The organism is Burkholderia cepacia GG4, assembly GCF_000292915.1.
Classification (GTDB): Bacteria; Pseudomonadota; Gammaproteobacteria; order Burkholderiales; family Burkholderiaceae; genus Burkholderia; species Burkholderia cepacia_D.
In genome coordinates this window covers 1,393,892-1,406,818 of sequence record NC_018513.1, presented here as the reverse complement: position 1 = coordinate 1,406,818, position 12,927 = coordinate 1,393,892, and the positions used below count along the sequence as shown (strand labels likewise).

Below are 12,927 nucleotides of genomic sequence, written 5' to 3'. Positions count from 1 at the left end.
TTGTGTCTCCATGGCCGCGCGCGCCCCTCCCGGAAGCGGCGCGCGGCATCACACGGCGCGTGTGCGTTAAACGGTCATCGGGTTGGGCTTGGACGGATCGAGGTTGTACTTGGCGATCGCGTCCGCGACCACCTTGCGCTCGATCGTGCCTTCGTCGGCCAGCGCGTTCAGCGCGGCGACGGTGACCCAGTGACGGTCGACTTCGAAGAAGTGACGCAGCTTCTCGCGGGTATCCGAGCGACCGAAGCCGTCCGTACCCAGCACGACGAAGCGGCGATCGATCTGGCCGCGGATCTGGTCGACCAGCGCACGGACGTAGTCGGTCGATGCGATGACCGGGCCCTGCGTGTCCTTGAGGCACTTCTGCACGTGCGACAGGCGACGCTCCTCGCTCGGATGGAGCAGGTTCCAGCGCTCGACTTCGTGGCCTTCACGCGCGAGTTCGGTGAAGCTCGGCACGCTCCACAGATCGGCCGCGACGCCCCAGTCGTTCTTCAGCAGGTCGGCGGCAGCGATCACTTCGTTGAAGATCGTGCCCGCGCCGAGCAGTTGCACGCGCGGCGCCTTCTTGTCGGCGTCGGCCTTCTTGAACGCGTACATGCCCTTGATGATGTCGGCCGCCACGTGCTCGCCCTGCGGAATCGCCGGGTGCTCGTAGTTCTCGTTCATCACCGTGATGTAGTAGTACACGTCTTCCTGGTCCTGCACCATGCGGCGCAGACCGTCCTGGATGATCACCGCGAGTTCGTAACCGAACGTCGGGTCGTAGCTCACGCAGTTCGGCACCGATGCCGCCCACAGGAGCGAGTGGCCGTCTTCGTGCTGCAGGCCTTCGCCGTTCAGCGTCGTACGGCCCGCGGTACCGCCGAGCAGGAAGCCGCGCGAACGCATGTCACCCGCGGCCCATGCCAGGTCGCCGATCCGCTGGAAGCCGAACATCGAGTAGAAGATGTAGAACGGCACCATGATCTCGCCGTGCGTCGAGTACGACGTCGCCGCCGCGATCCAGTCGCACATGCCGCCCGCTTCGTTGATGCCTTCCTGCAGGATCTGGCCGGTTTCCGATTCCTTGTAGAACATCAGCTGGTCGGAATCTTCCGGCACGTACTTCTGGCCCTGCTGGTTCCAGATACCGATCTGGCGGAACAGGCCTTCCATGCCGAACGTGCGCGATTCGTCCGGGACGATCGGCACGACGCGCTTGCCGAGCGCCTTGTCCTTCAGCAGGATATTCAGGATCCGCACGAACGCCATCGTCGTCGAGATCTCGCGGCCTTCGCCCGTGCCCTTCAGCAGCGGCTCGAATGCATCGAGCGCCGGCACCGGCAGCGACGTCGCCTTCTCGCGGCGGTGCGGCAGATAGCCGCCGAGGTCCATGCGCTGCTTGCGCATGTATTCGAGTTCCTTCGAGCCTTCCTCGAACTTCAGGTACGGCACGTCGGCGATCTGTTCGTCGGTGATCGGCAGGCGGAACTGGTCGCGGAACTTCTTCAGTTGCTCGACCGGCAGCTTCTTCTGCTGGTGCGTGATGTTCATCGCCTGACCCGACTCGCCCATCCCGTAGCCCTTGATGGTCTTCGCGAGGATGACGGTCGGCGCGCCCTTCGTGTTGCTGGCTTCGTGGAACGCCGCGTAGATCTTGTGCGGATCGTGGCCGCCGCGGTTCAGCGCCCAGATGTCGTCGTCCGACCAGTCGGCGACGAGCGCCTTCAGTTCAGGCGTGTTGAAGAAGTGCTCGCGCACGAACGCGCCCGACTCCGACTTGTACGTCTGGTATTCGCCGTCGACGACTTCCATCATGCGGCGCATCAGCGCGCCCGACTTGTCGCGTGCGAACAGCGCATCCCAGCGGCTGCCCCAGATGACCTTGATCACGTTCCAGCCGGCGCCGCGGAATTCCGATTCGAGTTCCTGGATGATCTTGCCGTTGCCGCGCACCGGGCCGTCGAGACGCTGCAGGTTGCAGTTGATCACGAACACGAGGTTGTCGAGCTTCTCGCGGCTCGCCATCCCGATCGCGCCGAGCGATTCCGGTTCGTCCGTCTCGCCGTCGCCGAGGAATGCCCACACCTTGCGGCCTTCCGTCTTCGTGATGCCGCGCGCCTCCAGGTACTTCATGAAGCGCGCCTGGTAGATCGCCATGATCGGGCCGAGACCCATCGACACGGTCGGGAACTGCCAGAAGTCCGGCATCAGCCACGGGTGCGGGTACGACGAAATACCCTTGCCGTCGACTTCCTGGCGGAAGTTGTCGAGCTGGTCTTCCTTCAGGCGGCCGAGCAGGAACGCGCGCGAGTACACGCCCGGCGACGAATGGCCCTGCACGAACACGAGATCGCCGCCGTGCTGGTCGGACGCCGCGTGCCAGAAGTGGTTGTAGCCGACGTCGTAGAGCGTCGCGGCCGATGCGAACGATGCGATGTGGCCGCCGACGTTCGTGTCCTTGCCGGCGCGCAGCACCATCGCCAGCGCGTTCCAGCGCGTGTACGAACGGATGCGGTGCTCGATGTCCTGGTCGCCCGGGATCTTCGCCTGGGCGGCAACGGGAATCGTGTTGATGTACGGGGTGTTGGCGGAGAACGGCAGGTGTTCGCCGTGAATGCGCGCGAATTCGATCTGCTTTTCGATCAGGTAGTGCGCGCGGCCGGTGCCCACGGAGGAGATCACGCCGTCGAGCGACTCGAGCCATTCAACGGTTTCTTGCGGGTCGTCGTCACGTTCGGCGGCGACAAATTTCATCACTTCGTTCGGTACAGCGGACATTCTCGTCTCCTGGGTCCTGGAATGTGAGGATCGCTCTGGTGCAGACGACGCGACGCGGCGGGCTGCGGGCAAGCTCCAGCGGATTGTAATGAGCGTGGCTGGCCGTGCGCAACAGAATTTTCGAATTATGAGATCTTTTCTCGTAATGCGAAATATTGCTGCGCTGCACCCATATTTCGGGCGTCTGCGGCGCGCGCCGCCGCGACAAATTCGTTTCCGTTCAACATATCCGGTATAGGTTTTCCATGTATTGCGCTGCGCTACAATCCTGCCATGTTGACCGATCGGCTTTTCGCACGCTCGGCGCGACCGTCGGGCCCGCCGGCGGAGTCGCAGCCGTCCCGTTGGCACCACGGACCGTGGTGGTCCAATTCCTATTTGCTGACGCCCCTGCTGTCGATCCTCGTGTTCCTCGTGGTGATGAGCCTGATTCTATGGAGCCTCAATCGCCGCGAGCAGCAGCAGCAGGAAGACACCCTGTTCCGTAACGTCGCATGGGCGCAGCAGCAGATCCGCCTGTCGATGACGGGCGCACAGGAACAGTTGCAGGCGCTGTCGCGCGATCTCGCGTCCGGCCGCCTCGACCAGAACGCGTTCCAGATGGCCGTCGCCGACGTGATGCAGACGCATCCGGAAATCCTCTATCTGAACTGGTACACCGCGCCCGGCGTGCAGCGCTGGCCGACCGTGCATCCGCCGCTGCTCGGCCAGCGGCTCGCGAAGCCCGGCGACGCGCAGTTGCAGGACGCCGTGCGCGGCGCCTACGACGAAGCGCGCAGCACGCGCCGCCAGGCCTATTCGCCGCTGATCTACGACGACTTCGGCAACGGCTTCATCACGCTGCAGACGCCCGTGATGCGCGGCGACCGCGAATATCTCGGCTCGATCGCCGCGGTGTTCTCGGTCGAAGGGATCCTGAAGCACGACATCCCGCAGGAGCTGTCGTCGAAGTACAAGATCTCGATCACCGACTCGAACAACCGTGAGCTGTCGTCGACGTCGACGCGCCCGCGCCTGCCGCGCGACTCCCACTACGACCTGCCGCTCGATCCGCCCGGCCAGGGGCTGACGGTGCGCGTGTACGCGTTCCCGCAGCTCACGAACCTGACCAACAACACGCTCGTGTGGCTCGTGGCCGGCCTGTCGTGCTTCGTGCTGTGGAGCCTCTGGAGCCTGTGGAAGCACACGCGCCAGCGCTTCGAGGCGCAGCAGGCGCTGTACGCGGAAGCGTTCTTCCGCCGCGCGATGGAAAACTCGGTGCTGATCGGCATGCGCGTACTCGACATGCACGGCCGCATCACGCACGTGAACCCCGCGTTCTGCCGGATGACGGGCTGGGACGAAACCGACCTCGTCGGCAAGGTCGCGCCGTTCCCGTACTGGCCGCGCGACTCGTACCCGGAAATGCAGCGCCAGCTCGACATGACGCTGCGCGGCAAGGCGCCGAGCTCGGGCTTCGAGCTGCGCGTGCGGCGCAAGAACGGCACGCTGTTCCATGCGCGGCTGTACGTATCGCCGCTGATCGACAGCTCCGGGCGCCAGACCGGCTGGATGTCGTCGATGACCGACATCACCGAGCCGAAGCGCGCACGCGAGGAACTCGCGGCCGCACACGAACGCTTCACGACGGTGCTCGAAAGCCTCGACGCCGCGGTGTCGGTGCTGGCCGCCGACGAGGCCGAGCTGCTGTTCGCGAACCGCTACTACCGCCACCTGTTCGGGATCCGCCCGGACGGCCACCTCGAGCTGTCGGGCGGCGGCTTCGACCGCGCGCAGGCCTCGTCCGACTCGATCGACATGGTCGACGCGTTCGCGGGCCTGCCGGCCGCCGCGCTGACGAGCAGCACCGCCGACGCGCAGGAGGTGTACGTCGAGAGCATCCAGAAGTGGTTCGAGGTGCGCCGCCAGTACATCCAGTGGGTGGACGGCCACCTCGCGCAGATGCAGATCGCGACCGACATCACGACCCGCAAGAAGGCGCAGGAACTCGCGCACCAGCAGGAAGAGAAGCTGCAGTTCACGAGCCGATTGATGACGATGGGTGAAATGGCGTCGTCGATTGCTCACGAATTGAACCAGCCGCTCGCCGCGATCAACAACTACTGCTCGGGCACGCTCGCGCTCGTGAAGAGCGGCCGCGGCACGCCCGAGACGCTGCAGCCCGCGCTGGAAAAGACCGCGCAGCAGGCGCTGCGCGCGGGGATGATCGTCAAGCGGATCCGCGAATTCGTGAAGCGCAGCGAGCCGAAACGCCAGCCGGCGCGGGTCGCGGACATCGTCGCCGACGCGGTCGGGCTCGCCGAAATCGAGGCCAGGAAGCGCAGGATCCGGATCGTCACGGAAATCCTCGCAAGAATGCCTATTATTTATGTCGACCCCGTGCTGATCGAGCAGGTGCTCGTGAACCTGATGAAGAACGCGGCCGAGGCGATGGCCGACGTGAAGCCGGCGGCCGCGGACGGCGTGATCCGCGTGGTCGCCGACATCGACGCGGGTTTCGTCGACATCCGCGTGATCGACCAGGGTCCGGGCGTCGACGAAGCGACCGCCGAACGCCTGTTCGAACCGTTTTACAGCACCAAGTCCGACGGCATGGGCATGGGGCTGAACATCTGCCGTTCGATCATCGAATCGCATCGGGGGCGTCTGTGGGTGGTCAACAATGTCGAACCGGACGGCCGCATTTCCGGCGCGACATTCCACTGCAGCCTGCCCATTGGGGAACCCGCTGATCTCGGCCAAGGGGGGCGCGAGGCATCGGCATCACATACCGTTACGGGAGAACTATGAATAGCCCTGTCACCACCACTCAGGAAACTGTCTTCGTCGTCGACGACGACGAAGCCGTACGGGACTCGCTGCGCTGGCTGCTGGAGGCGAACGGCTATCGCGTGCAATGCTTCTCGAGCGCCGAGCAGTTCCTCGATGCCTATCAGCCGGCCCAGCAGGCCGGCCAGATCGCATGCCTGATCCTCGACGTGCGGATGTCGGGCATGAGCGGCCTCGAACTGCAGGAGCGCCTGATCGCCGACAACGCCGCGCTGCCGATCATCTTCGTCACGGGCCACGGCGACGTGCCGATGGCGGTGTCGACGATGAAAAAGGGTGCGATGGACTTTATCGAGAAACCGTTCGACGAGGCCGAACTGCGCAAGCTCGTCGAGCGGATGCTCGACAAGGCCCGAAGCGAAAGCAAGAGCGTCCAGGAACAGCGCGCCGCGAGCGAGCGCCTGTCGAAGCTGACCGCACGCGAGCAGCAGGTGCTCGAGCGGATCATCGCCGGCCGCCTGAACAAGCAGATCGCCGACGATCTCGGGATCAGCATCAAGACGGTCGAGGCGCACCGCGCCAACATCATGGAAAAGCTCAACGTCAACACGGTAGCCGACCTGCTGCGCCTCGCGCTGTCGAAGAAGCAGGCCTGAACGTTGTGCGCGGCCCCCGGGCAATCGCGCCCGGGCGGGCCGCGCCACCGCGCCGCGCGACGCGGTCCACTCGCGCGGCGCGGCCCGGCGCTTCCTCCCGGGGCGCCGGCGCCGCCGCCATGACGCTTCCCGTGTATTCGCTGTCGGACGACAGCAAGCGAACGGTATAATTGCGTGTTTTGCTGCGGCGCTTCGCGCGTCGTACGCCCGCATTCCAACTTCCCGGCAGGACCCACCACCATGACAGCCCTCCTCATCGACGGCAACGCCCTCTCGAAGACCTTGCGCGCGCAGGCCGCCGAACGCGCCGCCGCGCTGACCGCGCGTGGCCACCAGCCCGGCCTCGCGGTGATCCTCGTCGGCGCGAACCCGGCGAGCGAAGTCTACGTGCGCAACAAGATCAAGGCGTGCGAGGACAACGGTTTCTTCTCGCAGAAGGATGCGTACTCGGACACGCTGTCGGAAGCCGACCTGCTCGCGCGCATCGACGAACTGAACCGCGACCCGAAGATCCACGGCATCCTGGTCCAGCTGCCGCTGCCCGCGCACATCGACAGCCACAAGGTGATCGAGGCAATCGCGCCGGAGAAGGACGTCGACGGCTTTCACGTTGCGAATGCCGGCGCGCTGATGACGGGCAAGCCGCTGTTCCGCCCGTGCACGCCGTATGGCGTGATGAAGATGTTCGAAGCAAACGACATCCCGCTGCAAGGCGCGAACGCGGTGGTGATCGGCCGCTCGAACATCGTCGGCAAGCCGATGGCGATGCTGCTGCTCGAAGCCGGCGCGACCGTGACGATCTGCCACAGCAAGACGCGCGACCTCGCCGCGCACACGCGCCAGGCCGACATCGTGGTGGCCGCGGTCGGCAAGCGCAACATCCTGACGGCCGAGATGGTCAAGCCCGGCGCGACGGTGATCGACGTCGGCATGAACCGCGACGACGCGGGCAAGCTGTGCGGCGACGTCGACTTCGCGGGCGTCAAGGAAGTCGCCGGCCACATCACGCCGGTGCCGGGCGGCGTCGGCCCGATGACCATCACGATGCTGCTGATCAACACGATCGAAGCCGCCGAGCGCGCCGCCGCTGCCGCCTGATCGCCCTGCCCGTCCAGCCGGCGCGCATTCGTGCGCCGGCGTCTCGCCGGTCGCCATCGCGGCCGCGTCGCCACACTGTCACGCTGCCACACCGCGTTTCGCCCGGATCCGCCCCCGCTCAACCGCCCCAATCGCGTCGTTAGAAACTAACGATTGGAAAGCGCGCGATGCGCCCCAATAATGTCGATATCGGGCGCGGCCGCATCGCGCCTCACCCTTTTCACCCCGGTTCATCCGGCAACAGACAGGGAGTCTTAATGTCCGCCAGCGCCAACACCAATCCGCTCCTCGATTTCTCCGGCCTGCCCCGCTTCGGCGAGATTCGCCCGGAACACGTGACGCCCGCGCTCGACACGCTGCTCGACGCCGCCAATCGCGCGGTCGACACCGCGAGCGCGCCGGCGACGCCGGCGACCTGGGCCGAGATCGTCGAGACGGTCGAGCAGGCGACGGAGCCGCTCGGGCGCGCATGGGGCGTCGTCGGCCACCTGAACGCGGTCGCCGATACGCCGGAACTGCGCGCCGCATACGGCGAGAACCTGCCGCGCGTGACCGAATTCTGGTCGAGCGTCGGCCAGAACCTCGCGCTGTACGAAAAGTACAAGGCGATCGCCGCGGGCGCCGAATACGCGACGCTGTCCGCCGAGCGCAAGAAGATCCTCGACAACGCATTGCGCGACTTCCGCCTGTCGGGCGCCGAACTGCCCGAGGACGAGAAGCCGCGCTTCGCGGAACTGCAGGAACAGCAGGCCGCGCTGTCGAAGGCGTTCTCCGACCACGTGCTCGACGCAACCAACGCGTATGCGTATTTCGCGCAGGACGAGGCCGAACTGGCCGGCCTGCCGGGCGACGCGATCGAAGCGGCCCGCGAAGCCGCGCAAAAGGAAGGCAAGGAAGGCTGGAAATTCACGCTGCACTTCCCGTCCTACTTCCCGGTGCTGCAGTACGCCGAAAACCGCGCGATGCGCGAGACGCTGTATCGCGCGTATGCGACGCGCGCGTCCGAACTCGGGCCGCAGTACGGCGACGGCAAGGCCGAGTGGGACAACACGGCGATCGTCGCCGACGAGCTGAAGCTGCGCCGTGAAGAGGCGCAGATGCTCGGCTACCGCAACTTCGCCGAAGTGTCGCTCGCGCCGAAGATGGCCGAATCGCCGCAGCAGGTGATCGCATTCCTCGAGGATCTCGCGACGCGCGCGCGCCCGCACGCCGACAAGGACTGGGACGAACTGCGCGCATTCGCCGCGAAGGAACTCGGCCTGACCGAACACGCGCCGTGGGACATCGCGTTCGCGGCCGAACGGCTGCGCCAGCAGCGCTATGCGTTCTCGGAAAACGAGGTCAAGCAGTACTTCCCGGAACCGGCCGTGCTGAAGGGCCTGTTCACCGTCACCGAAACGCTGTTCGGCGTGCGGATCAAGCCGGACGATGCACCGGTGTGGCACAAGGACGTGCGCTTTTTCCGCGTCGAGAACCGCGACGGCTCGCTCGTCGCGCAGTTCTATCTCGACCTGTATGCCCGCGAAGGCAAGCGCGGCGGCGCGTGGATGGACGATGCGCGGGCGCGCGCGAAGCGCGGCAGCACCGTGCAGACGCCGGTCGCGTACCTGACCTGCAACTTCTCGGCGCCGGTCGGCGGCAAGCCCGCATGCTTCACGCACGACGAAGTCATCACGCTGTTCCATGAATTCGGCCACGGGCTGCATCACATGCTCACGCGCGTCGACGAACTCGGCGTGTCGGGCATCAACGGCGTCGAATGGGATGCGGTCGAGCTGCCGTCGCAGTTCATGGAAAACTTCTGCTGGGAATGGGACGTGCTGTCGTCGATGTCGTCGCACATCGACACGGGCGCCACGCTGCCGCGCGAGCTGTTCGACAAGATGATCGCCGCCAAGAATTTCCAGAGCGGGCTCGGCACGCTGCGCCAGATCGTGTTCTCGATGTTCGACATGCTGCTGCACGTCGACTTCGACCCGGCGGGCGCGACCGGCGTGAACGCGTTCGCGCGCGAGATCAACGAGCGCTACCACGTGATCCCGCAGGCCGCGTTCTCGCGCTGGCCGAACACCTTCAGCCACATCTTCGCGGGCGGCTATGCGGCCGGCTACTACAGCTACAAGTGGGCCGAGGTGCTGTCGGCCGATGCGTACGCGGCGTTCGAGGAAGCGGCCGCCGCAAGCGGCAGCGTGCTCGACGCGGCGACCGGCACGCGCTATCGCCGCGAGATCCTCGAGGTTGGCGGCAGCCGCCCGGCGATGGATTCGTTCAAGGCGTTCCGCGGCCGCGAGCCGGAAATCGACGCGCTGCTGCGTCACAACGGGATGGCCGCTCCCGCGCACTGAGCGCGCGGCCCTGCCCGGTTCGTCCTGCTGCATCGAAAGGCACCGCTTCGGCGGTGCCTTTTTTCACGGCGCCGGCGTTTCGTTGCCGGCGGCTTCGCCAGCTTCGTCGTCGAACAGCGAGAACTGCCCGTGACGCTCGGCCGTGTCCTCGTCGATGCGCACGCCGACACCGAGCAGCCGCACGGCCTGCGCGCGCCGCTGCAGCCCCTTCGCGAGCAGCGTGACGGCCGTCCGCTCATTCGTCGCATCGGCCACGCATTCGACCGTCGTGCGCTGGAAATCGGCGAAGCGGATCTTCACGTACAGCTTGCGGATCGCGCGCGCGGCGCCCGCGCGCGCGATGCGTGCGTCGAGCTGCACGACGAGGCGGCGGATCTCTTCCGCGCATTGCTCGAGCGTCGTCAGGTCGGTCACGTAGGTCGTCTCGACGCTGACCGACTTGCGCTCCTGGTCGGCCTCTACCGGCCGCTCGTCGATGCCGCGCGACAACTGGTACAGCCGCCGGCCGAACGCGCCGAACTCGCGATGCAGGTCGATCAGCGACCAGTCGCGCAACTGCGCGCAGGTCTGGATGCCGAGCCGGTCGAGGCGCGTGGCCGTCACCTTGCCGACACCGTGCAGCTTGCGCACCGGCAGCGCTGCGACGAACGCGTCGACCTCATGCGGGCGCACCACGAACAGGCCGTCGGGCTTGTTCCAGTCGGACGCGATCTTCGCGATGAACTTGTTCGGCGCGACGCCCGCCGACACCGTCACGCCGACCGTGTCGTACACACGTTGGCGGATCTCCCGCGCAATCAGCGTCGCGCTGCCCTGGCACAGTTCGGAACCGCTGACGTCGAGGTACGCCTCGTCGAGCGACAGCGGCTCGACGTCGTGCGTGTAGTCGCGGTAGATCGCCATGATCTGCCGCGACGCCGCACGGTACTTGTCCATCGCGGACGGCAGGATCAGCAGGTCCGGACACTTGCGCATCGCGAGCGCCGACGACATCGCCGAATGCACGCCGTAGCGCCGTGCCTCGTAGTTGCAGGTCGCGATCACCCCGCGCTGATCGGGCCGGCCGCCGACCGCGATCGGCCGGTTGCGCAGCGACGGGTCGTCGCGCATCTCCACCGACGCGTAGAAGCAGTCGCAATCGCAATGGATGATCTTGCGCACGCGCGGCGGCGCGTCGCCGGGCGGCGGCACGGCCGGATCGGCAGGCGGGATGATGGTCGGATTCACGGTGCCGATACTGTACAAAAACACAGTGATCGTTTCAACTGTCGCGTGCTGCCACGTTCGGCCGCCGCCGGGCGCAGCCGGCCGCCCGGAGACCCTCCCGCACTCCCCGGCCACCGCCGGCCGTCAGCCCCGGCCGGTCGCACCGTACCGGTCCGCTTCGCGCGGATCGTACCGCCGCGCGCACGGGACGCCCCCTATACTCGTCTGCCACGAGATACGAAATGCACAGGTGACGGATGAAGACGATCGGGTTGATCGGCGGGATGAGCTGGGAATCGTCGGCCGAGTATTACCGGCTGATCAATCGCCATTCGAAGGCGCTGCACGGCGGGCATCACAACGCGAAGAGCGTGCTGGTCACAGTGGATTTCGCGGAAATCGAAGCTTTGCAGCGCACGCACGACTGGCCGGCACTCGGCGAACGGATGGCCGATGCCGCGCGTCAGCTCGAAGCGGCCGGCGCCGATCTCGTCGTGCTGACGACCAACACGATGCACCGCGTGCACGGCGCAATCGAGGCTGCAGTGTCGCTGCCGTTCCTGCACATCGCCGATCCGACCGGCGCCGCGCTGCGCGCCGCCGGCGTCGAGCGCGTCGCGCTGCTCGGCACGCGTTACACGATGGAACTGCCGTTCTATGCGAAGCGTCTGCGCGACAAGTTCGGCCTCGACGTGCTGGTGCCGGACGAACCCGCGCGCAACGACGTGCACCGGATCATCTACGACGAGCTGTGTCACGGTGTCATCGATGCCGGGTCGCGCGCGACCTACATGGCGATCATCGACGAACTGGCGAAGCGCGGCGCGCAGGCCGTGATTCTCGGATGCACGGAAATCACGCTGCTGATCGGCGCGGAGGATTCACCGCTGCCGGTGTTCGATACGACCGCGCTGCATGCTAAGGCCGCGGTCGAGTGGGCGGCGGGCTGAAAACAAAAAACCCGGCACGGAGCCGGGTTCTTGTCGACGAAGCGCGCATCGGTCACTTGCGCAGCACATCGTCTGGTGTGCTTGGTTGCGGGGGTAGGATTTGAACCTACGACCTTCGGGTTATGAGCCCGACGAGCTGCCAGACTGCTCCACCCCGCGTCAGAGAAATAAATTATAGGGTGAGGAAGTACTCACGTCAACACTTTTGTCACAATTTCTTCGCGAGCGGCCGCCGTCGCGATGCACGCCGCCCGCTTCGCGTTGCGCATCGCGCGCGTTCGCGCCCCGTGCTCGCGGTAAGATGGCGGCCTTCGCATTCACCCCGCACGCACTCCCGTTCATGAAAATCGCCACCTGGAACGTCAACTCGCTCAACGTCCGCAAGCAGCACGTGCTCGACTGGCTCGCGCAAAGCGGAACCGACGTGCTGTGCCTGCAGGAACTGAAGCTGCCGGACGAGAAATATCCACGCGCCGATCTCGAGGCAGCCGGCTACCGCAGCTGGTTCACCGGTCAGAAGACCTACAACGGCGTCGCGATCCTCGTGCGCGACACGCTCGCCGTCGACGAATCGGACGTCGTGCGCAACATCCCCGGCTTCGACGATCCGCAGCAGCGCGTGGTGGCCGTGACAGTCGACGGCGTACGCATCGTGTCCGCGTATTTCCCGAACGGCCAGGCCCCCGACTCCGACAAGTTCGTCTACAAGATGCAGTGGCTCGACGCACTGCAGGCATGGCTGAGCACCGAGATGCAGCGCTACCCGAAGCTCGCGCTGCTCGGCGACTTCAACATCGCGCCGGAAGACCGCGACGTGCACGACCCGGCGAAATGGGAAGGCCAGAACCTCGTGTCGCCGCAGGAACGCGCGCACTTCGCGAAGCTGATCGAGCTCGGCTTCGTCGATGCATTCCGCCGCTTCGAGCAACCGGAGAAGACCTTCACGTGGTGGGACTACCGGATGTTCGCGTTCCGCCGCAACGCCGGGCTGCGCATCGACCACATCCTGCTGTCGCCGGCGCTCGCCGCAACCTGCACGTCGTGCGAGGTGGACCGTACGCCGCGCACGTGGGAACAGCCGTCCGACCACACGCCCGTCGTCGCGATCGTCGGCTGAGCCCCTCCCCACCCGCTCACGCC

General features: G+C 66.1%; 8 protein-coding genes and 1 tRNA gene. 6 read left to right on the top strand and 3 right to left on the bottom strand.

Going from position 1 to position 12,927, the window contains the following annotated elements; translation table 11 throughout:
• Positions 1-66: 66 nt before the first annotated feature.
• Positions 67-2,763 carry a pyruvate dehydrogenase (acetyl-transferring), homodimeric type gene (gene aceE, locus GEM_RS06405; RefSeq protein ID WP_014896616.1) on the bottom strand — a complete coding sequence of 899 codons (2,697 nt, stop codon included), beginning with the start codon at positions 2,761-2,763 and terminating at the stop codon, positions 67-69.
• A 273-nt stretch (positions 2,764-3,036) separates the two neighbouring features.
• Between aceE and fixL the strand changes: the two genes are divergently transcribed.
• The 4 genes from fixL (at position 3,037) to GEM_RS06385 (ending at position 9,631) form a co-directional block, all read left to right on the top strand.
• Entirely contained in the window at positions 3,037-5,553 is a 2,517-nt protein-coding gene (gene fixL / locus GEM_RS06400) for an oxygen sensor histidine kinase FixL (protein ID WP_014896615.1), read from the top strand.
• Complete coding sequence (gene fixJ / locus GEM_RS06395) at positions 5,550-6,188, top strand: oxygen response regulator transcription factor FixJ (RefSeq protein ID WP_006493245.1); 639 nt, start codon at positions 5,550-5,552, stop codon at positions 6,186-6,188. Before fixL ends, fixJ begins: the two co-directional genes overlap by 4 nt.
• A gap of 240 nt (positions 6,189-6,428) precedes the next feature.
• Positions 6,429-7,286 carry a bifunctional methylenetetrahydrofolate dehydrogenase/methenyltetrahydrofolate cyclohydrolase FolD gene (folD, locus tag GEM_RS06390; RefSeq protein WP_014896614.1) on the top strand — a complete coding sequence of 286 codons (858 nt, stop codon included), beginning with the start codon at positions 6,429-6,431 and terminating at the stop codon, positions 7,284-7,286.
• A gap of 257 nt (positions 7,287-7,543) precedes the next feature.
• Entirely contained in the window at positions 7,544-9,631 is a 2,088-nt protein-coding gene (locus GEM_RS06385) for a M3 family metallopeptidase (protein ID WP_014896613.1), read from the top strand.
• Positions 9,632-9,694: 63 nt separating this feature from the next.
• Here the strand turns inward: GEM_RS06385 and dinB are convergent, their stop codons facing one another.
• Positions 9,695-10,882, bottom strand: a complete 1,188-nt coding sequence (gene dinB / locus GEM_RS06380; RefSeq protein WP_051137967.1) for a DNA polymerase IV — start codon at positions 10,880-10,882, stop codon at positions 9,695-9,697.
• Positions 10,883-11,094: 212 nt separating this feature from the next.
• Between dinB and GEM_RS06375 the strand changes: the two genes are divergently transcribed.
• The gene (locus GEM_RS06375; protein ID WP_014896611.1) at positions 11,095-11,787 is read left to right on the top strand and encodes an aspartate/glutamate racemase family protein; all 693 of its coding nucleotides are present in this window, start codon (positions 11,095-11,097) and stop codon (positions 11,785-11,787) included.
• Between the two features lie 82 nt (positions 11,788-11,869).
• Here GEM_RS06375 and GEM_RS06370 read toward each other — a convergent pair.
• Positions 11,870-11,946: transfer RNA gene (locus tag GEM_RS06370), tRNA-Met, on the bottom strand.
• A 181-nt stretch (positions 11,947-12,127) separates the two neighbouring features.
• On the opposite strand from GEM_RS06370, the gene xth reads away from it, so the two are divergent.
• Positions 12,128-12,904 carry an exodeoxyribonuclease III gene (gene xth, locus GEM_RS06365; protein ID WP_187293241.1) on the top strand — a complete coding sequence of 259 codons (777 nt, stop codon included), beginning with the start codon at positions 12,128-12,130 and terminating at the stop codon, positions 12,902-12,904.
• Positions 12,905-12,927: the final 23 nt, after the last annotated feature.

What these genes read in the sequence shown, in the direction of transcription:
- xth (WP_187293241.1), top strand. Translation starts at nt 12,128, where the DNA reads ATGAAAATCGCCACCTGGAACGTCAACTCGCTCAACGTCCGCAAGCAG.
- fixL (WP_014896615.1), top strand. Translation starts at nt 3,037, where the DNA reads ATGTTGACCGATCGGCTTTTCGCACGCTCGGCGCGACCGTCGGGCCCG.
- aceE (WP_014896616.1), bottom strand. Translation starts at nt 2,763, where the DNA reads ATGTCCGCTGTACCGAACGAAGTGATGAAATTTGTCGCCGCCGAACGT.
- folD (WP_014896614.1), top strand. Translation starts at nt 6,429, where the DNA reads ATGACAGCCCTCCTCATCGACGGCAACGCCCTCTCGAAGACCTTGCGC.
- GEM_RS06385 (WP_014896613.1), top strand. Translation starts at nt 7,544, where the DNA reads ATGTCCGCCAGCGCCAACACCAATCCGCTCCTCGATTTCTCCGGCCTG.
- GEM_RS06375 (WP_014896611.1), top strand. Translation starts at nt 11,095, where the DNA reads ATGAAGACGATCGGGTTGATCGGCGGGATGAGCTGGGAATCGTCGGCC.
- fixJ (WP_006493245.1), top strand. Translation starts at nt 5,550, where the DNA reads ATGAATAGCCCTGTCACCACCACTCAGGAAACTGTCTTCGTCGTCGAC.